23 protein-coding genes and 1 riboswitch are annotated in these 19844 nt (G+C 36.2%); of the genes, 5 read left to right on the top strand and 18 right to left on the bottom strand.

Annotated elements, in window-relative coordinates; all coding sequences use genetic code 11:
* Positions 1–4 precede the first annotated feature (4 nt).
* From ACIQXI_RS04380 to ACIQXI_RS04345, 8 genes are all read right to left on the bottom strand, one after another.
* Positions 5–532 (bottom strand): GNAT family N-acetyltransferase, encoded by a 528-nt coding sequence (locus ACIQXI_RS04380; protein WP_402921990.1) that lies wholly within the window; start codon positions 530–532, stop codon positions 5–7.
* Between the two features lie 124 nt (positions 533–656).
* Positions 657–1166 (bottom strand): hypothetical protein, encoded by a 510-nt coding sequence (locus ACIQXI_RS04375; protein WP_402921989.1) that lies wholly within the window; start codon positions 1164–1166, stop codon positions 657–659.
* 62 nt (positions 1167–1228) lie between these two features.
* Positions 1229–2206, bottom strand: coding sequence for a helix-turn-helix transcriptional regulator (locus ACIQXI_RS04370; RefSeq protein ID WP_402921987.1), 978 nt, complete (start codon positions 2204–2206; stop codon positions 1229–1231).
* 226 nt (positions 2207–2432) lie between these two features.
* Entirely contained in the window at positions 2433–2750 is a 318-nt protein-coding gene (locus ACIQXI_RS04365; RefSeq protein WP_402921985.1) for a YbjQ family protein, read from the bottom strand.
* Between the two features lie 12 nt (positions 2751–2762).
* Positions 2763–3242, bottom strand: coding sequence for a nucleoside 2-deoxyribosyltransferase (locus ACIQXI_RS04360; protein WP_402921983.1), 480 nt, complete (start codon positions 3240–3242; stop codon positions 2763–2765).
* A gap of 10 nt (positions 3243–3252) precedes the next feature.
* Positions 3253–3687, bottom strand: a complete 435-nt coding sequence (locus ACIQXI_RS04355; protein ID WP_402921981.1) for a GNAT family N-acetyltransferase — start codon at positions 3685–3687, stop codon at positions 3253–3255.
* A 73-nt stretch (positions 3688–3760) separates the two neighbouring features.
* Positions 3761–4309 carry a hypothetical protein gene (locus ACIQXI_RS04350; protein WP_402921979.1) on the bottom strand — a complete coding sequence of 183 codons (549 nt, stop codon included), beginning with the start codon at positions 4307–4309 and terminating at the stop codon, positions 3761–3763.
* A gap of 635 nt (positions 4310–4944) precedes the next feature.
* Complete coding sequence (locus ACIQXI_RS04345; protein ID WP_402921977.1) at positions 4945–5925, bottom strand: ABC transporter substrate-binding protein; 981 nt, start codon at positions 5923–5925, stop codon at positions 4945–4947.
* A 119-nt stretch (positions 5926–6044) separates the two neighbouring features.
* On the opposite strand from ACIQXI_RS04345, the gene ACIQXI_RS04340 reads away from it, so the two are divergent.
* Both ACIQXI_RS04340 and ACIQXI_RS04335 read left to right on the top strand, forming a co-directional pair.
* On the top strand, positions 6045–7070 hold the full coding sequence (locus tag ACIQXI_RS04340; RefSeq protein WP_402921975.1) for a FecCD family ABC transporter permease: 1026 nt from the start codon (positions 6045–6047) through the stop codon (positions 7068–7070).
* Positions 7070–8098 (top strand): FecCD family ABC transporter permease, encoded by a 1029-nt coding sequence (locus ACIQXI_RS04335; RefSeq protein WP_402921973.1) that lies wholly within the window; start codon positions 7070–7072, stop codon positions 8096–8098. Before ACIQXI_RS04340 ends, ACIQXI_RS04335 begins: the two co-directional genes overlap by 1 nt.
* Positions 8099–8212: 114 nt before the next feature.
* Here the strand turns inward: ACIQXI_RS04335 and ACIQXI_RS04330 are convergent, their stop codons facing one another.
* Positions 8213–8650: a hypothetical protein gene (locus ACIQXI_RS04330; protein WP_402921971.1), complete on the bottom strand. Its 438-nt coding sequence runs from the start codon at positions 8648–8650 to the stop codon at positions 8213–8215.
* 208 nt (positions 8651–8858) lie between these two features.
* Here ACIQXI_RS04330 and ACIQXI_RS04325 point away from each other — a divergent pair, with 208 nt between their 5' ends.
* Positions 8859–9491, top strand: coding sequence for a cupin domain-containing protein (locus ACIQXI_RS04325; protein WP_402921969.1), 633 nt, complete (start codon positions 8859–8861; stop codon positions 9489–9491).
* 540 nt (positions 9492–10031) lie between these two features.
* On the top strand, positions 10032–10517 hold the full coding sequence (locus ACIQXI_RS04320) for a DUF3231 family protein (protein WP_402921967.1): 486 nt from the start codon (positions 10032–10034) through the stop codon (positions 10515–10517).
* 55 nt (positions 10518–10572) lie between these two features.
* Here ACIQXI_RS04320 and ACIQXI_RS04315 read toward each other — a convergent pair whose 3' ends face one another.
* Both ACIQXI_RS04315 and ACIQXI_RS04310 read right to left on the bottom strand, forming a co-directional pair.
* Positions 10573–10866 carry a hypothetical protein gene (locus ACIQXI_RS04315; protein WP_402921966.1) on the bottom strand — a complete coding sequence of 98 codons (294 nt, stop codon included), beginning with the start codon at positions 10864–10866 and terminating at the stop codon, positions 10573–10575.
* Positions 10867–10954: 88 nt separating this feature from the next.
* Positions 10955–12130 (bottom strand): MFS transporter, encoded by a 1176-nt coding sequence (locus ACIQXI_RS04310; protein WP_402921964.1) that lies wholly within the window; start codon positions 12128–12130, stop codon positions 10955–10957.
* A gap of 61 nt (positions 12131–12191) precedes the next feature.
* A riboswitch (purine riboswitch) is annotated at positions 12192–12291 on the bottom strand.
* Between the two features lie 127 nt (positions 12292–12418).
* Here ACIQXI_RS04310 and ACIQXI_RS04305 point away from each other — a divergent pair.
* Positions 12419–12616, top strand: a complete 198-nt coding sequence (locus ACIQXI_RS04305) for a hypothetical protein (RefSeq protein WP_402921962.1) — start codon at positions 12419–12421, stop codon at positions 12614–12616.
* A gap of 52 nt (positions 12617–12668) precedes the next feature.
* On the opposite strand, the gene lepB is transcribed toward ACIQXI_RS04305, so the two are convergent.
* From lepB to dacB, 7 genes are all read right to left on the bottom strand, one after another.
* On the bottom strand, positions 12669–13226 hold the full coding sequence (gene lepB / locus ACIQXI_RS04300) for a signal peptidase I (protein WP_402921961.1): 558 nt from the start codon (positions 13224–13226) through the stop codon (positions 12669–12671).
* A gap of 202 nt (positions 13227–13428) precedes the next feature.
* Positions 13429–13524, bottom strand: coding sequence for a transcriptional regulator (locus ACIQXI_RS04295; RefSeq protein ID WP_402921959.1), 96 nt, complete (start codon positions 13522–13524; stop codon positions 13429–13431).
* Between the two features lie 360 nt (positions 13525–13884).
* On the bottom strand, positions 13885–14817 hold the full coding sequence (locus tag ACIQXI_RS04290) for an LCP family glycopolymer transferase (protein ID WP_402921957.1): 933 nt from the start codon (positions 14815–14817) through the stop codon (positions 13885–13887).
* Positions 14818–14948: 131 nt separating this feature from the next.
* Positions 14949–16631, bottom strand: a complete 1683-nt coding sequence (locus ACIQXI_RS04285; protein WP_402921955.1) for a methyl-accepting chemotaxis protein — start codon at positions 16629–16631, stop codon at positions 14949–14951.
* 382 nt (positions 16632–17013) lie between these two features.
* On the bottom strand, positions 17014–17448 hold the full coding sequence (locus ACIQXI_RS04280) for a MarR family winged helix-turn-helix transcriptional regulator (protein ID WP_402921953.1): 435 nt from the start codon (positions 17446–17448) through the stop codon (positions 17014–17016).
* 29 nt (positions 17449–17477) lie between these two features.
* Positions 17478–18233 (bottom strand): SDR family NAD(P)-dependent oxidoreductase, encoded by a 756-nt coding sequence (locus ACIQXI_RS04275; protein WP_402921951.1) that lies wholly within the window; start codon positions 18231–18233, stop codon positions 17478–17480.
* An 88-nt stretch (positions 18234–18321) separates the two neighbouring features.
* Entirely contained in the window at positions 18322–19758 is a 1437-nt protein-coding gene (gene dacB, locus ACIQXI_RS04270; protein ID WP_402921950.1) for a D-alanyl-D-alanine carboxypeptidase/D-alanyl-D-alanine endopeptidase, read from the bottom strand.
* Positions 19759–19844: the final 86 nt, after the last annotated feature.

The raw sequence follows: 19844 nt of genomic DNA, 5'->3' as shown, positions 1-19844 counted from the left end.
TACATTATTTGTTAAACAATGCATACACGTACGTATCATACGCCTTTCCTTGTTGGTACATATAATCCTTCAAAATTCCTTCTTCTTGAAAGCCTAGTTTTCTTAGTAATTGATTCGATCCTTCATTATCGATAAAAACAATCGCCCCAATACGGTGTAATGCCAAGTTGCTAAATCCAAACGATAATACTTCCGTAATCGCTTCCTTCGCATAGCCTTTGCGCCAATAATCCGGATGTAGTTCATAACCAATTTCTGCCCGCTTATGATTAGGTGACCATGCATTAAAGCCAATTGTTCCAATAAGTCCTTTCACATCTTTTCTTTCTATCCCCCATCGCATCCCCCGCTTTTCTTGAAAGCTTTTAGAAAAACTTTCGACTAGTTTTTGCGCTTGTTGTTCTGTCGTAAACGATGTAAGTCCATAATATTGTGTAACATAATCATTGGAAAAACAACGAAACACATCCCCTACATCGTCAGCTGTTATTTCTCTTAATATTAATCTATCAGTCTCTAAAATCGGAAACATGTCATTCCTCCTTATCTTCCTTTCTATTCTCTACACGCTATACATTATCCTTTTTACAAAGTGATATACGATGTACAACTACAAAAGCATACTAGGAGTTTCCCTAGTATGCTTAAAATTCCAATTATTTAAAATAAAAGTTTACAACTTCATCAGCACTATGGAAAATATTATTTTCGTTGTTTTTATAAATCAGCTTCGCCGCTTGACAAGCATTTTGAAGGTTTTTCGCATGATTTAATTTGCCATTTATTTGCTCTATGATCGATGAAAAGCCATCTAAATGAGTTGAGTTGTGTTGATCCAATTGTTGAGACTCAATGTCTAACATAATCGATAGCTGATCCTCTACATAATTATTTAAATTAATAAAAATACATTCCTCCAAGTCTTTAGAATGCTTGTCTATAGTTATTTGTGCTTGTTTATATTGCGCTATTAATTTTGAAGATGCCATTGTCACCGTAAATCCATGCTGCTCTAAATGCGTAATAACACTTGTAAAAAATTGTTGAACTTCAGAGGCGATTTTAGGTGCAACCGTTGTTTTTTTTAATTCATAACAATTTTGATAAATTGTATCGATTTCCATTTGTTTTTCCACTAATAACTTAAAATTTGACAGTGAATACATCAGCAATCCCCCTTTTTACTATAGTCGGCAAGAGGTTTAATTTTTAGTCATTAATAGCTGGCTTACTTATAAAGATAATTCTGCTTCATCGCTTGTATAGTTTCAATCATTTCTTCTCTCAGCTCCAGTGGCTCAAGTACTTCTATATCTGCCCCTTGACTAAGGAGCCACATTTTAATACCACGCCCAAAAACTTCCGCTTCAAATAAGCATTCTCCCGCTTTATTGGATAAGATTTTAGCTGTCGGCAAGCGATCTAAAACTGCTTGTGGTGAATACCCTTTAAAAATAAATTTAATATGTATAAGCTCACCAGCATCCATAAATTGAATACGTTTACGAAATTCGCCTTCTTGGAAGCGCTCTGAGTAGGGGATTTGAAACTTCTTATCTAGCTCCACAAAATGCTGGATACGGTCAATACGATAAACAATTGTTACATCCTTTTCCTGCTTACTATCATAAGCAATTAAATAAAAATAATATTCGGAGAAAATAACACCGAGAGGTTTCAATATTTTTTGTGCAGGAATTGTTTCTCCTTCACGTAAATAATCAATTTTAATAATTTTTTTCTTTTGAATAGCTTCTGAAATGACCCAAATTAAATGTAAAAGAGATTTTTTATGATTTAAATCCACGTACAAATGCTTTTCATTTAAAATAATATTATGAATAAACTCTTGTTTATCCGCAGCAACGATGGATATAAGCTTATCGATAATGTCGCTCATTTCTGATTTTAATAGCGCCCTCGATTCGATAAGTATTTTCACTATGGCCAATACTTGTTCTTTTGATAAAACATTATTTCCTGTTTTCGTAAGCTTGTACACTTTTTCTGTTCGCACATATTCTAAATGACAATCTAATTTAGCTTTTTCAATATACGCTCGAATTTGATCTAAATCGCGTTGTATGGTTTTTTCACCAACCTGATGTGTAAATGCTTCTTGCTTTTTGCTAATTCCTTGACCATCCATCAATCTGTCAAACATAGATATGACACGATAGCCTTTATTCTGTTGTGAATCCACCATATATCCCACTCTTTCTACGTAGTTACCCTCTCATTATACAAAACGAGATGGACATTATTAGTCCTTTTAACTATGAATTTTCTATATATTTGGGATAATTAGTTCAATACTATTTCCACTACTAAACAAACGTCACTGACGGAGCACCCATTTTTTTGTTAGTATTATCAATAATTTTAAAATTAAAAGGACTTCAATTCGTTTAAACTGAAGTCCCCTGTTCAAGTTATCCTTTTAATTTTACAGCAGTTCCATAGGCTAATACTTCAGAAGTGCCATCCATTACAGATGAAGTCGAAAATCGAATAGCCACAATGGCATCCGCACCAAGACGTTGCGCCTCTTGCTCCATTGCGCGAGTGGCCAATTCTCTTGAGCGAACAAGCATTTCAGCATATTCTTTCATTTCGCCTCCAACAATATTACGAAGCCCTGCCATCATATCGCGACCAATATGTCTCGATTGCACTGAATTGCCCTTTACTAAACCTAATGTCTTGTCAATCACTTTTCCTGCAACAACATCCGTTGTTGATAAAAGCATTTGCCATCCCCCTTAAGGTTGTAGTTCTTGCACTGCTAAAACAGCATCGTTAATTGACGTAGTAATGACACCGTTGCGCTTTATTAAACCAATGACAAATAAATTGCGATAGACAAATTGATTTTCTATCCCATCTCGAATAAGCGCTTCAATTTTCATCATATTTTCTCGCCCTTGTTGACGGACGTCAGTAAATACTCCGATGATTGGGCGATTAAGCATAGAAAATGCTCCGATTTCAGCCGCAACACCTGAATCAATCTCGACACCATCTAATACAGCGATTAAGACATCGCTTTTTTGTAACATCTCTAAATCAGCCTCTGCAATAGCTAAACTATCTGCATATGCTGTTTTATCATTAATAGCATCGTTCTCCTGTGGTACATATAATTCAATATTTGGTACTGCTTGTCGAATAGCCGCTGCTAAACGTTCGTTGACTAAACGATCTCCTAATGAAAATAAACCGTTTGCTAAATATGCTTTCATCTTCAATTCCTCAATTCAATAATTTTTCAAACACGATTTTATGACGCCCTTTATCATCGACAAAAGTAGAATGAATGTCAAATCCATGTTTAATGTTTGTAATGAGCATCGCTTTGCGCTCATTTCTACCGTATGTACGCACTTTATGATAGCCAAGTTGTTGCACTTTTTCATGTTGCTGTGTCATCAACTTACTTGCAATTCCTCGACCTCGCATCTTTTCATCGACGCCCCCCAACCAACTATAAAAAACGCCATCGGGATGTGGATAGCCTAGTTTAAATCCTACCATTTCACCGTTCTCTACGGCAAATATACACAATAAATCTTTTTTGGCTTCAAGTTTTTCTAACATTAGATGCGCACCATCAAAAACATGAGCATGCAATTTTTGTAATTGTTGCAACCAAGCATACGGTACACCTTCCACCATAATGATTTGCACTTTTCTCACCTCATCTCTTCTACTAGTCAATTATTATATCAGAAAAATGTCGAGCTCGTATTACGAAATGATTTTAACCATACAACATAGCTGGTTGCCGTACATCTTGTAAATAATGTGCCAGTTTTCCAGCAAAAATTTGTTCTAAATAAGGTAATTGCGCAATACAATCAGGTGTCATAAGCGCTGGATTTTGATAGATTTTTAAGCCACCTATTTTTAAAAGTGTAGCGACAAATTGTGAACAGAAATACGCACGTTCTCTGCGTACTTCTTTTTGCATCATCACCCCGAATAGCCCAATAAAATTGTATTTATAACGATTTCGATTGCAATACATATAATGGACAATTTTTTCCATCTCCCAATACTGGTAGGAAGATACGCGACAGCGATAGATAACACAATCAGCGGTTTCAAAAAGACCCGCTTCAGCATTCTCACGTAAAAAGCCACCGCTTAAAGGATTATTTAGCTGCCTTCGTCCGAAACTGTACATATCAAAAAGACCCTCGTCAAAGGCGATCGATGCATGATTCATCTCTTTTCCAGTGTACATTCCTATCGCTTTCGATAATAAAGTACCTGTCTTCGTTAATACTATGTAAATGGTATATGCCATATCCTCACCTACTTCAATGTTGTTCTGTTAATACCAATACGTTTTATTTCTGCAAATGGTTTCGTAATTTCCCTTTTTTTATAATATAGAATATAAATATTAACTTTTTCCTAACTAGAAACTGAAGAATTTCTTAATTTTTATTAGTTTTATGAAAGTCTAGAAATTGCTAGATTCGATTCTATCATTGTTTTCGGCTACTATTTTTGTACTACCTTTATTTATATGTTTATAAATTGCTCGATATGTGAAGGTACACTTGCTGAACAGAAATTTTTTATTATGGAAACAAGGTCCCAAAAATTTTTTGTTGCTACTTTCATTTGTAGCATTAGACCAGTTATAAATAATTTCGAAATAGTGTTTTATAATAATGTGAGTCGGGCTATAAGAAGTGTCTTACAGTAATTGGTTTGATTATTTTACAAATAACCTCCTAATTTTTTATATCTACAAAACAGTAATGAACAAATAAATAAGACTATCTTAGAAAATGAGAACTTAGGAGTAGCTAGTACTAAAAATTTTGCAAAACTATTATTGTTCAATAACAATTAAAAGATATACAGGGAATCAAACTCTACTGTATATCTTTTAATTGTTAAGCCCATCTTCCTTACACAGCATGACATTCGTTATTTTGCTAATGCATTAACGATATCATCTACTATTTTCGTATTTGCAATAGCACCTGTATATAACCAACTTGAATTTTTCGGTAACTTATGGACATTCCCGGCTTGTACGGCTGGTATCGCTTGCCACAATTTTTCACTTAATGCTTGGACACTTTCATCATCGGCACTCTCAATTACAAACAGATGGTCTGCATCCAATGTTACAAGCTTTTCAAGTGAAATTTCATTCCAGTTAGCTGTTGCGTTTGCAGAAATTTCTTGGACAACTGCTGGTACTGTTAAACCTAAGTCATTGTACATGACATCGCCGCTCGAAAGGTTTTGTGAAACGATAAAAAATTTCCCTCCCACAACCCAAACTGCTGCCGCTGAACTATTGCCTACATGATGATAAAGTCGTTGCTGTGCTTCTTTGACTTTGGCATTATAAACATCTAAAACTTGCTGTGCTTTGTCTTTTTGACCAAATACTTCACCTACAGCGAGTAATTCATCTCGCCAATCATTGTTGACTTCGGTGCCAATGACAAAAGTTGGTGCAATATTGCTATATTGCGCATATTTGTCCCCTTCGACCATAGCGGCGGAGTCCATAATAATTAAATCGGGTTGAAAGCTTTGTACCGCTTCAAATGGTAAGTCATATGGAATGGTTGGCACTTCTTGTAACACATCTTGCAAATAATCCTGCACACTTGTGCCATCTCGCACACTCCATTGTGCCACTGGTGTAATCCCGAGTGCGACAAGATGATCTTCTAAATAAGAAGCAATGACCCTTTTTGGATGAACAGGCACTTCTACTCGATTGCCAAGTGCGTCAGTTAAAGTACGGGGTTCTGTAGTGTTGTCAACTTGTTGCTGTGTTTGTAACGCCTCTTGTGAAGTCGTTTTTGCCTCGTTATGACCACAGCCTACTAGCAATATTGTCATGATACAAGTACTAGCCAAAAACCAATTTATTTTATTACATAACATATTGTATCCTCCTAGCTTTACAAAAAATTTTAATATATTATAATTGATATTGAAAATCATTCTCATTTAAAACATAAAATAAAAACTATCTTATGTCAATACGAGGGGTTTTTACATAGATGAAGAGGAAATTGCACAAGTTCGCTCGCAATTATGCGCGTTCAACTTTTAGTTTTTTTACTATCGTGCTATTAATTTTTATAGTATTTGTTCTGTCAATTCGTTTTGGAGCCTACGAAGATTTAACCTATCAAGTTATATGGCATAGTTTACTGACCTACGATGATACGAACAGTGAGCATATTATTTTACACGAGTTGCGCATACCACGTGCAGTTGCAGGATTACTTATTGGGAGTGCACTCGCTGTATCCGGGGCTATTATGCAAGGGGTAACGCGCAATGCACTTGCCTCCCCTTCTATATTAGGGGTTACATCGGGGGCAGGATTGATGTTAGCGATTGCCTATGCGATGTTTGCAAATCCTAATTTCTCTATCCTGGTACTCTTTTCTTTTATTGGGGCAGGGTTTGGCGCAGCATTGGTCTTCATGTTAACCGCTATTGCTAAAGATGGTATGACGCCCGTCAAACTTGCTTTAGCCGGTGCTGCAATTTCTGCGCTACTGAATGCACTATCTACTACCATTGCGCTTAAGTTCGATATTGCAAAAGATGTAAGCTATTGGTATGCAGGTAGTCTTTCTACTATTCAACTTCTACATATTAAAATCGCATTGCCCTTCGTGATTGTCGGCTTACTACTGGCAATGACATTAGCAAAATCAATTTCTATAATGAGTTTAGGTGAGGAAGTGGCGACTGGACTGGGCCAACGGACAATGTTCATTCGTGTGCTTTGTACAATTACTGTGCTTTTATTAACCGGGATAGCTGTGTCTATTGCAGGTATAATCGGTTTTGTTGGTCTCGTCGTACCACATATTGTACGTGCAATCATCGGGGTTGATTATCGTTTAGTAATACCGCTCTCTGCTCTAACAGGTGGCTGTCTATTATTAGTGGCTGATATTGTTGGACGCCTTATCATGAGCCCGTTTGAAGCCCCGGTCGGTGCTGTCACTGCAATCATCGGCGTGCCCTTTTTCTTATACTTAGCTCGAAAAAATGGAAGAGGTATATAATGTTGCATGTTCTACGAAAAAACAGACATTGTTTTCCTTTTTATATCATCCTCGGTTTGCTACTGCTTTTGATAGTAGCATTCATCAGTGTACAAACAGGCTATAGGGACATTTCATTTTTAAGTTTTATGCAAACGATACTAGGCAACGGCACTGCTGAAAATGTACTAACGATTTTTCACTTCCGTTTACCCCGCATTTGCATGGCAATACTTGTTGGCTTTGGCATTGCTGTATCAGGTGCTATATTGCAAAGCATTACTAAAAACGCACTAGCAGATCCTGGAATTATGGGGATTAATGCAGGTGCAGGGTTCGCCATAGTGTTATATACATTTTTTTTGCAAGGATGGATGGTTTCGAAGGCATGGCTAGCGGTCTTTGTCATGCCATTGATTGCTCTAATCGGTGCCCTTCTTGCAGCACTCATTATTTATGTAATTGCTTATAAAAGCGGACATGTAGCACCGTCGCATATGCTTTTAGTTGGGATTGGTATGAATGCAGCCTTTAGCGCTGGTATTATCTTTTTTCAGATTCGCATGGATCCAAACGATTTCACCCGAACGCTCGTCTGGTTAGCTGGTTCGATTTGGGGTAGTACCTGGACATATGTATATGCATTATTGCCATGGATAGTGGTGCTACTACCGATTGCATTTTATAAGGCGCGCGTGCTCGATATTTTAATGTTAAATGATATAACGGCCATCGGTGTAGGGATTACCGTAACAAAAGAGCGCAAACAACTTATTATAGTGGCCGTCCTACTTGCTGGCGTCTGTGTAGCAGTGGGTGGAGGTATTACTTTTTTAGGCTTACTTGCCCCTCATATAGCAAAAAAATTAGTTGGTGGTTTGCATTTTAGAGTTATTCCCTTAAGCGCCTTTGTCGGTGCCCTACTTTTAATATTGGCTGATACAATTAGTCGTATCATGATCGCACCTGCAGAATTACCGGTTGGCATTGTGCTAGCTATTATAGGGGCACCATATTTTATTTATTTACTCGTAAAAACAAGAGGTTAGATTGGTACAGCTAGTAGCAAGCATTCACCCTCGCGAATCTGAAAGATAGAGCAAAAGTGTTAAATTGAGTATATCAATCTAACACTTTTGCTGTTTTGTTACATCCTCTACTATCTACTTTACATTGACATCAAATACAAAGTTTATTTTCCCCTCAGGCCACCTTGCTTTCACTTCATAAATATAAGTTCCACTAGTATTTGGCATAGTTATTTGATTATTTGTTGTTTCAATCACTTTACTTGTGCCATCTTCATGATATTGCGTGACACTAATCGATGAAGGACTTTTTGTAATTTCAAATGTTAGAATATTATTCTTGACAACTTCTAATGTTTCAAATTGCTCTGCTAATTCCTCGATATCGTAAGTACTTAAAGTAGTAAGTTCCATCTCTTTTTCCTTCCAGCTATAGTCGCCTGGAATCATTAAATAATCCTGACTATCTATAATGATTGTGCCTTCTGGTTGATAAACGGTTTGACGACTATTGCATCCAGGCAAAATTACTAAGATGGAAAACGTTAAAATGGAAATTACAATTTTCTTCATTCTCTATTCCTCGCTTATATAAAATACGATCATTAACTTAGTAGTCCATTCAAATTATACCATAATTAACCACTTCATCAATTTCTTAGTCGAATCACATGCTTTTAGCGTGCTTTTCTTCATCTATGTAATAGGCATTCGTATACTGCACAAATACCTTTCGTCATAATCTATGATATTGAAGATACATGTAGGAAGGATGTTATGATTGCCTATTGATTACACAGCCCCATCTACACAGTTTACGTTTGATGTAAACACAAGTCCTCTGTTTAAAAAAGATGCTCAGAATTACATTAACATTCTTGGCATTGCGCAATTAAATACGCTAGAAAATGTATCATTGCTCGACATTTTTCTAAGCATGAATAATGTCGTGGAACCGCACTATCACCAAAATGCTGGGGAGCTTGTTTATTGTATTGCTGGCGCTGCAACCGTCTCCATTTTAAATCCTTTAACAAAACAAATTCAGAACTATACAATTACGTCCGGACAGGTGGCAAATATCCCACAGGGGTGGTGGCATTATATCGTCGCGAATGCTGATAACACCCATATTCTTGCTATTTTCGATGCACCGACACCCGAAGTTATTTTAGGTTCTGATATTCTGAAGTTTACGCCATCAAATATTATGGCACAAACGTATTGCTTAGATGAAAACTTATGGAAGCAAACAGTGGCACCTATTGTTCCTTCTACCTATATTGGCCCTGCCAATAATTGCAATCAACTGTCCACTGCCCCAGCGAATCCACTGCAAACACAGTCATATATCCACCTGCATCCTTATCCTTATCACTACCCATACGTCTATCAGCATGGGTCTTATTATTAATGTATCTAGTAACGATTGCAGCTAGCATCTAAGCAAAATGCATTGCGAATCGTACGTATCGGTCATGGCATAAAACTTTTAACTATGGGAATTCTATCTATTATGGATCATGCGTATAAGAAGAGGTTAAAAAAATGGTGTACTTTCCAACTATCCATACTAATTTTGGGGATGCAGTCATTGCCGTTCCTGTTGTGATATTGCTGACACAAATAGAAAAAAGATTTTCCAATTCAACCAAAATACGTTCCCGCAATAGGCCTTGCTTTAGGTTTACTTATTTTTATTAGCCATAAACATAAGCTTTTTTTATGGGCTTTTTTTCTAGCAATGTTGCGATTGGAAATTAGCTTTCGTGAAAACAACAAATAAGAGCTTTAAAAATGGTGGATCTTGAGGTGAAATTAAAATATTTGCTACAAAGGACATCTCCACTTACCGTTGAGTTGTCTTTTTTTTATTAAAATGTATAAAAAAACCTTTTTCATCCCATCCTAATCTCACATTCAACAACTATAAAATGAGTTAGGACGTGCGACAATGAAAATGGCAAAACAAAATATAGATTCTCTACCCTTCAAGGAAATCTTTTCTATTTGGAAACAACTTGGTGTCAATAATGGTTATATAGCAAGCAATCATTTCTTTTTCAAATATGCAGTCGATCGTAATTTAAAAGAAATCATATTGGAGTTTATTCAATGTTTAAAAGAGGAAAATAAACAGCTAGAGGAATTATTAAAAAACAATGGCGTTCTTGCCCCGCCATTATCCATTGACAACGAACATTTACAAATTGCGAAGATTCGAAGTAAGGTCGCAATAAACGATGGTGAAATTAGTGCCATCTTGTCAATGAATATTGCCTCTTCCTTAATTTCAGTTAGTCAAGCTATGGACATGTCTTTCGAGCGAAATCTAACGACGAAATACAGTGTATTTCATATGAGATATGCTATTCTTGGAGCTAAGTTAATTGACATTAGTAACAAAAAAGGATGGTATCTTTCTCCTGCAACGATGTAGTCTCAGTTGTACCATAGCTTGGGTCGTCTCGCTTTTACACAAGACGACCTAAAAGCTATTCACTTAGTTGCTTTTCTCTATTTGTAACTAATAAATAATCAAGTGCTGTCATTCTTGTTAATTTACTCGTAAATTTAATAGCATCTGCTTGAGAGTCAAAAATAAAGTTTTCGAGTTCGTCTGTTGGTATATATTGGTCCGCGATTTTTCGTTTCAGTTTTCGTACAGATAAAATGTGTGAATCCTCTTCGTATAAAATGATGGCACCAACGTTGCGATAAAGCGTATGATCAACTGTAGCGACAACTTTCACATTCAATCCTTCAAATTCCGTTAAATCTACTTGCATTTATTTACCAGCCTCCCTCTCTACTCTTACATTCTAGCTTCAACAATCATAGTCCTTCTTTTTTTAAATATACCTTGCGAATGAACTTTTAAATGTTGCCATCTATTTGATTACGAGTTGAAAACGATGCTCTTTTAATTGAGAAAATAGCACAGCCTAGCGCACCTAATACTAAAATTGCTCCAAAACTAGCTAAATGCATGACCGAGCCTGTAATAGTAAACAATGCCCCGCCCACTGCAGAGCCTATTGAAATGCCAATTTGTAAGGCAGCAGTATTTAAGCTTTGTTGAATATCAGAAGTTTCAGGGTCTGTTTGAATTAAATAGGTTTGTAATGGTGGTGTTAATGCCCAGCTAAGCGCTCCCCACAATACTGTAACGATTAAAAATAATGGGAACGCAACGATTGTATAAGGGATAGCAAAAAGTACAAGGGCAAATGCTGCAATAATGAGAACGATTGATTTACCTGTACCAATTTTATCACTTAACCAACCTCCAAGAGCATTCCCGCTAACCGAAGCAAGCCCAAATACTAAGTAACAAATACTAATCCAGGAGGAGCTTAAATGAAAAGCTTCTACTAAAAACGGCGTAAAGTATGCATAGAGCATATAATGCCCTGCTAGCATAAACAGAGTCGTTAAGTGGGCTGTCGCTATTTTTAGATTGGCTAGCGACTTGATTTGCGCTTTTAAGGGCACTACTTCAACAACTGGCATTTTTTCTAATAACAAAAATATTAATATCATCGCTATGCTAGATAGACTGGCAATACCTAAAAAGACAGCACGCCATCCAAATGTCTCGGTAATAAAAATTCCTATTGGAACACCGATAACCAATGCTGAACTTACGCCTATGAAAATAAGCCCTAATGCTTTAGCACGATGTCTTGGTTCCACGATTTTAGTTGTAATTGTTAGAGATAAAACGATGACGAGTGCCGTACTCATCGCTGTTATTATTCTTGCAATCATAACGATAATAAATGTTGGACTTAAATAAGTCATGACATTCCCTAACGTAAAGATCAGTAATGCAATAAGATAAAGCTTTTTCCGTTCCACTTTCGCTGTTAACGACAAAAGGACTGGTGCAGATATAGCATAAACGAGTGCAAATATTGTAATTAATTGACCAGCTGTCGCTTCCGATACATGCAAATCTTCAGCAATATATGGCAATATTCCCCCTACAATTAGCTCTACTAAGCCAACGGCAAAAGTGGTAGCCGCTAGTATAAATACTCTCCAATTCATTTAATCACCTTTCTGTCATACTTCCATCTAGTAGCTTAGGGACAAAAAAAAATCCTGACTACAAAATAAAAGCAATTTTTGTAGTCAGGATTTTATGGTTCCTGGTAGAGACCCTCAATCCATATTATTGAGGTTATACAGTTCATTATTTTCTTTAGCTATATTAGCATATTGATTTTGACGATACAAGATTTTTCTATTCAGCTTAATTTTTTTGAAATTTCGCTTATATTTTTTGTTTTTGGACCATAAATAATATAGTAAATGATATAACGATGGGGTGATTGTTTGCGTATATTTGGTTTAGTATGCTATTTTTTAATGCTATTTTATGGCACCGAACTAGTAGTAGAAGAACTTTCAATCGATCAACCATTTTCCCAATTGGACAAGCAACAAAGCCCAATAAAAGAAACGGTGGAAGATTCCGAAGTTTGCGCCTATTATCCTACCTATAAAGTTTGTAAAGCCTTAACTACAAAATAAAGAGGCAAGCCCAATTTTTATTGAGCTGCCTCCTGGATTATAGAGTGATTGGCTATTCACGGCCAATATGAAAGTGCTTAAACGGATAAACCGTTAATTTGGCTTCACCAAAAATGGCATCTTTTCCAATTAAGCCATAATGGCGACTATCATAACTTTTTAGGCGATTGTCACCCATTACAAAATATTTACCTTCAGGTACTTTTTTCTCATTCGTTAAACCTTCTAAAGTGAAATTTTCCGTAATACGTAATTGACTCGGATCATCTGTTTGACGATTGACATAATCTTCTTTATAAGCCTTGCCATTGACATACAAAACATCATCTTTCATTTCCACTGTATCCCCTGGAAGTCCTATTACACGTTTAATATATAATTCATCCTCAGTCGGTGATTGAAAAACAATTTGGTCAAAACGTTCAATTTTACTAGTTTTACTAACAATAATAATATCCTTATCTTCGTATGTTGGATACATAGAAGCACCTTGTACTTTTATCGGTGCAAATAAAAATTGCTTACAGCCCAGGACAACAATGGCTGTAATAACAATAATTTTAATGTAGGATAATATTTCTTTTTTAATATTTGTTTTTTCTGCTTGCATACTCATACCCCGATACTTTTTTTTATAGTATAGCATTTTCTCATGACTATTGACGAATAATAACAAAAAATGTTTCTTTAACATATAAAATGTGCTGTGCACAAGAGAAAAAGTGTTAGATTGACTGTAATCAATCTAACACTTTATGTTGTTATGGCATGAGAAGTTATGGATTCATAGATTTTATTTCAGAAATGGGTCGTTATGTAGTAGAGTGATGCTGTTCGTTGAATAAATCTACTGCTAATAGTATTCCAATCGGCAAGGCGATGGCTAATAAAATCGTACCAAAAATCATCACAATCACTCCCTCAACCATTTCTTTACTTTATTATACACTTAATTTTCTGATATTTCAAACGAAATAAAATATTGCTTGTCCTTTAATTCACTAAAAAAATCATTCAACTAGGCATGCATCCTACCTGAATGATTTTTTAGTCTTACATAAAAATTTTAAAACAAAATAGTTGTAGCTGTTTGACCATGAGATTGATTGGACTTTTTTGTACTTTACGTTTCGGTACATAGCTTTGCATGCAATTATTTAATGCTGTATACCTAAGCACCTGGGTCCTCCCATTCATTCATCTCTCTCCCTTCGAAAGCACTTTATTTACAACTATTGTAGCCAAACGAACGCCCGAAAAATACCCATTTATTGTAAGTGTGTTTTTAACTCTGTTTGTATTTTTTGCAGCTCGGTTTCATCGGGAATATAGTACCAAATATGGTCAATCTTCTTTCCCCCTTCTGCCTCAAATGATAACTGTTCAATATTGCTATCCATTTTTTTATATATACTTTGCAATTGAATTAAATCTTTCACCGTAAAATTCATGCGCACATTATCTCCGACAACATCTAGCATATCTGTTGCCTTTAATAATACGGACGGTGTGGAAGCCTTTTTCATCACTGCTTCAATAATTTGTCGTTGACGAATTTGACGACCAAAGTCACCGCGCGGATCTTCATAACGGATTCGTGAAAAAATAAGCGCTTCATCACCATTTAATGTTAGTTGTCCCTCAGGATAATGGTACGAATCGTAAGTTAAATCCATATCATTGTTAATCGTAACGCCGCCAAGTGTATCAATAATTTGCAAGAAGCCCTCCATATTAATGAACACGTAATAATCTAGCGGGATATCCAAAAAATTTTCAACCGTATCCATGGCCATTGGTACGCCTCCAAATGCATATGCATGGTTAATCTTATCCACTGTGTCATGACCAATAATTTCGGTTCTTGTATCACGAGGGATACTTAGCATTTTCATCGTTTGTTTTTCGGGATTGACCGTTATGACAATCATTGTATCTGAACGGCCACTATCATCCTTGCGTTCATCAACACCGAGCATTAGCACTGAAAATGGTTCTTTTTTCGCAATGGTTTTTTGCGGTTTTTCTGTAGCTTCAGTTGTTTCAACTAATGGTGTATTTATTTTATTCATCGTCTTCTGGATAGTGTAATAAGCAGTGCCTAAAAAAATTAGAAAAATTGTTAACAGACTCCCTACTATCCAAAGCCATATTTTCTTCTTGCTCTTTTTTTCTTTTGAACGCTTCATATTTTTTTCCATTCTTAAGTCCTCTCTAGCTTTTTAAAAATAATGTCCCTCTTTTTTGACGTTTTAGGTTGGAAAAAAGTTTATATAGTCTATTTATATGCATATTGGGCGAAAATAAGACGTACACTAGTATTTGCCAATTATCAATATGTAAAGCTAGAAATACTATTTGTTAATTCCAATGCTTTATCATTTAGACTTGCTGAAATATTGTTTATTTCCTGAAGGGAAGCTACTTGATTAACTATTTGCTGTGCCACTTCCGCTGTGCCTTGCGCATTCTTCCGAACATGCCCATTTAATTCTTGAATTGATGCTGAAATTTCTTCTGAGGATGCTGACATCTCTTGCGTAATCTCAGTAACGGATGTTACTTCCTGCGTCATTTCCTCGATTGCATTGACAATCTTACTAAACGCTGTACCTGCCTGGACAATGACCTCTACCCCTTGCTCGACCGTTGTTTGACCATGTAAAACAGCGACTTCTACATTTTTTGTTTCCAGTAAAATATCGGATGTAAGTTGCACGATAGTCTGTGCAGAATCTTTTGACTGGCTAGCTAATTTGCGTACTTCATCTGCTACCACGGCAAATCCTTTACCATGCTCTCCAGCACGTGCCGCCTCAATCGCAGCATTTAATGCAAGTAAATTAGTCTGTTCGGTAATATCAGTAATCACTTTTGTGATATTTTGAATTTCTTCGGATTGTTTCGTTAGCCTAGCAATTAACGCTGTTGTTTCTTTCGTGGACTGATAGATGATATCCATTTGCTGCTGCGCATGCTCAATCGTAACTTGTCCTGCATCAGCTGTTTCCTTTGTTTGCTTTGCCTTGCCAAGGACCGAATACGTGGCATCAGCAATTTGCTGAATCCCTTCCGTTGATTCATTTATTGCCAGTGAGGCTTCATTGGAAACAGTGGAAGAGATTTTAGAGCCTGTTGCAATATCTTCTACGGTAGTCGCTACGTAATTCGATGTAGCTGTTACTTGCGTTGTACTTGCAGACAATTCTTCTGCCACAGCAGAGAGCTCACTAGCCGTTTCACCAGACGTTCGAATTAATATTTGGATGGATTGCTTCATATCGTTGAAAGCGTTTGCTAATGTTCCAATCTCGTCTTTCGATTTTACTTGTAGATCTGGTATCGTTAAATCGCCTTGTGCAATCTGTTTAACAGCATTTGCCATGCGCTTCAATGGGTTTGCAATTTTCATCGCTGTTAGCATACTAAAAAACAAACATATCCCTACTGTAATAAAGCCAATTACAATAGCAGTTATCGCACTTTTATGTACTTTTTGCTCTGCATTTGTGGCAACCTCTGAAAATTTCATTTTATTAAATGCCAGCATTTCAGTAGCTATACTGCTCATTAAACTAAGTCGCCATAAATGCTTATCATATAAAGCTTGTGCAGTCGATACATCGCCTGCCTCGACAGCTGAAATAATTGTCTCTGCAACTTTATCAAAAGCTTTTTTGCCTTCTTGCATTTTGTTGTTTACTTCCAACAATTGTTCATCTTCTATCATATCATGTAACTGACCGATACCCGTTTGAATTTTCAGTTGGGTACTACGAAACTTTTCTAACGTCTCCTCGTTGCTATTTTCAATATACTGTTCAATATATATACTTTGTTGCTTTGTATTACTTTGTAAATCGGATGCGATATAAATTTGTTCTACACGTGATGCAAGAATATGGTTATACTCATTTTTCATATTCGTTAAGTCCATATATCCTTTAATAGAAATACCAATAATACTAATAAATAATAGTGCAAAAGCAAAATAAAGTTTTAATTTAATCGACATGTCTATCATTATTCCCCTTTAGTGTAAAAATTCGTTATGTCTGTGAAAAACCCCTTGGTGTAACGTTTAGAATAGCAAATTTTCTGTAAATTATAAAGGTATTTTTGTCGATTTTATGAAATTTTCCAAATAAAGACCAATATTTTGCATCAAAAGAGATGGGTAAAAATATTCAGCAATAATTATGATTGTGTGTAATTTTTATGTAGTAGTGGTATGTATCTGAATGAAACCTCAGATAACCATAAGAGGCATTTACTAGATGGAAATAAATATTGCTTCTGCTAAGTGTAGTCGTAACTTCAATCATCAAACGAAAAAAAACAAAATATCTCGAGAAAAAACTCCTCGAAATATTTTGTCTATAGTGTAAGCTTGAAGGTTATTGATTTCTGTCCTTTATTCCTTGTACTAACTTTTCCAAAATTAACAGGTATTGTTCAATTTCTTCTTCATTGAGTACTTCAAATAGTTGAATAAAGACATCTTTCCCTACATCTTGTGCTTTGCTAAAAGCATTTTTACCCTCTTCCGTTATTTGTAGACGAATAGTACGACGGTCGTTTTCATCGTATAGTCTTTCTGCTAAGCCTAGTTTTACTAATTTTTCAGCAATACTAGTCATAGCCCCTTTCGTATACCCAATCGTTTCCGCCAACTCCGCCTGTCTTTGCGGCCCCTTTTGTTTTAGTTCGCTTAAAACTAAAATCGGAGAAACACCTAACGGGTAGGGAAATTCTTTCGTAAAACGTATAATATTGGCGTTATTCATCTGATCAATCATATGAATGAGTCTAAAAATACTTGTTTGTTTCAAAACTAATCCTCCTCGAACAGCCGAGAATATTAGCGAAGCATTAGAGAACCACCGTCAACCATAATTGTTTGACCAGTAATGTATTGAGAATCCTCACATGCTAAAAATACTGCTACGCGGCCGATATCATCTTCCACATCGCCAAAGCGTCCCATAGGAATTTTATTTTTAACTTCTTCGTAATATTCTGGTTGTGCTTTTGCCCATGCTTGTACACCTGGTGAATTTGCAATTGGGCTGATTAGGTTTACATTAATACCGAAACGTCCCCATTCATTTGCTGCTACACGAGAAATACCGCGGATTGCTTCTTTTGCAGCCGCATAAGCACCTTGTGTTTCATGACCAGCAAGTCCGGCACCTGAAGCAAAGTTAATAACATTTCCTTTTGTTTCTTTTAAGTGTGGTAATGCTGCTTGCATTAAATAGAATGTTGGATAGAAACCAGTATCAAATGATAAATCTAAATCAGCTTGTGTTGTATCTTCAATAGATGCTTGTTTTGAAGCATGTGCATTATTTACTAATACATCTAGTTTACCGTATTTTTCTACAACTGTATCGATAATTTTATGCAAATTAGCACGATCCATTAAATTTGCTTGTAAAAACGTTGATTTTGGAGAAATTTGTTGCAATTCTTTTTCCATTGCTTTCCCTGTTTCTTCGTTTAAATCAACAATCGCTACGATTGCGCCTTCTTTTACCATCGCTTTTGCCATACCACTACCGATACCACCAGCACCGCCAGTAATAATAACTACTTTATCTTGTAATTTTCCCATGGATAACATCTCCTTTTCTTAATCCGATGAATAGTTTAACACTAAATAATATTATTTTAAACTAGTTCGCTCAACTTTTTGAAAACCTTTACATTTCATTTGCAATGTGTCTTACGATGTCATCAATCGTTGCAATTGCTGAGCTTTTATTGGCTTGTGTTAAAATACTAAAAATATACCACTTACCACTTTTTCCCTGAACATAGCCACTCAGTGCATAGGTTCCTGTAATATAACCTGTTTTAGCGGAAACATTATATCCTTTCAAACGCTTTTCTAATGTAGCCCCAACTAAGCTTCCTTTACGTCCAGCATGGGGTAATGCTTCCAAATAAGAGAAGTACCAGGGCTTCTGACGAACTTTATATAATAATAGACTTTCCTGCATACTACTTACACGGTTTTGGTGATTTAAACCAGAGCCATCTTCAAAGTACCATTGCTCCATATTAAGCCCTGTGTCCATGCCGTAAGTACGAATTGCCTGAATACCCGCGGACCAACTTCCTTCCCCTAGCAGCTCTTTGCCTAGTTGTTTCGTCAGCATTTCTCCCATGCCATTAATGCTCAACTTTAAAAAGCCGAAATTAATGTCTTTTAACGGGATAGAATAAGAAATTCCTACTCGTTGTGCATTTTCAGGCACAATCCCAATGTCAAGAGGCATTTTGTGAATCCCTTTTGCTATTAATTTTTCCCGTAAGACATCCAACGTAAACAATGTTGGGTTATAAACGGTCACATATGTATTTTGTTCTGATCCTGCTGGTAAATTACCTGTGACTACGATCCGATCTGCGCCATATTCTCTCGTAATTTTGACAGTCGATTTAGTACCCTTTTTCACAATTTTTGTTTTATTAACAATCGGGATGGTACTGGCATATGGATAAAGTTGAACATTCGCTGCTTGGCCAATTTTTGTGCCCGTCACTTTCACTTGAATATTAGCGACATCGTACTGATCATTAGGTGAAAGCGTGAGTGCAGATATACGGGATGCATAAGAAAATGCCTCTTCTTGTGGCACAATTCCTGTTGCCAAACGATCATCATCAAACCAAGAATCATCTGCAATCAATTTACCTGTAATTTTTGTAATGCCTAATTTTTTCAGCCCATTTGCAAATGATTCTAGATGGACAGGTAGTAAAGTCGGATCACCACCACCTTGTAAATAAATATTCCCTTGTAGTACACCATCTATAATGGGTCCATCTACATAAGCTTTTGTGGCAAAGCGATAATCAGGGCCGAGTAAATCTAAAGCTGCTGCACTAACTAGTAATTTATGTGTAGAAGCGGGACGTATCATTTTTTCCCCATGATTATTGTATAGTACATTTCCATTGTTTATATCTCTTACCGTAATACTATATTCATTGTCTTTCCAATTTTTAGCGACCACTGTGTTGATTTTAGTAGCCATCGTTTGCTCATTCGCCCATGCTTCTTGTGCAAAAGGCACTGAGCCACAACTATACAAGAATAAAAGCACTGTCATCACAATAATTTTCTTTTTCATAGCTCCTCCTATTGGTAAAAATACACTATATATCCTTTATTTTAAGGAAATCTTAGCGTTTTTTCAATTGTTCGACAATCATCTTC

This window comes from Lysinibacillus sp. NPDC097195 (genome assembly GCF_044762075.1).
Taxonomy (GTDB): Bacteria; Bacillota; Bacilli; order Bacillales_A; family Planococcaceae; genus Lysinibacillus.
The sequence above is the reverse complement of the archived record's forward strand: the minus strand, read 5'-3'. Positions and strand labels throughout refer to the sequence as shown.

Excerpts from the sequence above, each read along its gene's own strand:
- ACIQXI_RS04290 (WP_402921957.1), bottom strand. The coding sequence starts at position 14,817 with ATGGAAAAAAATATGAAGCGTTCAAAAGAAAAAAAGAGCAAGAAGAAA.
- ACIQXI_RS04320 (WP_402921967.1), top strand. The coding sequence starts at position 10,032 with ATGAAAATGGCAAAACAAAATATAGATTCTCTACCCTTCAAGGAAATC.
- ACIQXI_RS04285 (WP_402921955.1), bottom strand. The coding sequence starts at position 16,631 with ATGTCGATTAAATTAAAACTTTATTTTGCTTTTGCACTATTATTTATT.
- ACIQXI_RS04360 (WP_402921983.1), bottom strand. The coding sequence starts at position 3,242 with ATGAAAGCATATTTAGCAAACGGTTTATTTTCATTAGGAGATCGTTTA.
- dacB (WP_402921950.1), bottom strand. The coding sequence starts at position 19,758 with ATGAAAAAGAAAATTATTGTGATGACAGTGCTTTTATTCTTGTATAGT.
- ACIQXI_RS04375 (WP_402921989.1), bottom strand. The coding sequence starts at position 1,166 with ATGTATTCACTGTCAAATTTTAAGTTATTAGTGGAAAAACAAATGGAA.
- lepB (WP_402921961.1), bottom strand. The coding sequence starts at position 13,226 with ATGCAAGCAGAAAAAACAAATATTAAAAAAGAAATATTATCCTACATT.
- ACIQXI_RS04330 (WP_402921971.1), bottom strand. The coding sequence starts at position 8,650 with ATGAAGAAAATTGTAATTTCCATTTTAACGTTTTCCATCTTAGTAATT.
- ACIQXI_RS04365 (WP_402921985.1), bottom strand. The coding sequence starts at position 2,750 with ATGCTTTTATCAACAACGGATGTTGTTGCAGGAAAAGTGATTGACAAG.
- ACIQXI_RS04340 (WP_402921975.1), top strand. The coding sequence starts at position 6,045 with ATGAAGAGGAAATTGCACAAGTTCGCTCGCAATTATGCGCGTTCAACT.
- ACIQXI_RS04295 (WP_402921959.1), bottom strand. The coding sequence starts at position 13,524 with ATGATTTTTGGTACGATTTTATTAGCCATCGCCTTGCCGATTGGAATA.
- ACIQXI_RS04310 (WP_402921964.1), bottom strand. The coding sequence starts at position 12,130 with ATGAATTGGAGAGTATTTATACTAGCGGCTACCACTTTTGCCGTTGGC.
- ACIQXI_RS04335 (WP_402921973.1), top strand. The coding sequence starts at position 7,070 with ATGTTGCATGTTCTACGAAAAAACAGACATTGTTTTCCTTTTTATATC.
- ACIQXI_RS04350 (WP_402921979.1), bottom strand. The coding sequence starts at position 4,309 with ATGGCATATACCATTTACATAGTATTAACGAAGACAGGTACTTTATTA.
- ACIQXI_RS04380 (WP_402921990.1), bottom strand. The coding sequence starts at position 532 with ATGTTTCCGATTTTAGAGACTGATAGATTAATATTAAGAGAAATAACA.
- ACIQXI_RS04345 (WP_402921977.1), bottom strand. The coding sequence starts at position 5,925 with ATGTTATGTAATAAAATAAATTGGTTTTTGGCTAGTACTTGTATCATG.
- ACIQXI_RS04275 (WP_402921951.1), bottom strand. The coding sequence starts at position 18,233 with ATGGGAAAATTACAAGATAAAGTAGTTATTATTACTGGCGGTGCTGGT.
- ACIQXI_RS04315 (WP_402921966.1), bottom strand. The coding sequence starts at position 10,866 with ATGCAAGTAGATTTAACGGAATTTGAAGGATTGAATGTGAAAGTTGTC.
- ACIQXI_RS04370 (WP_402921987.1), bottom strand. The coding sequence starts at position 2,206 with ATGGTGGATTCACAACAGAATAAAGGCTATCGTGTCATATCTATGTTT.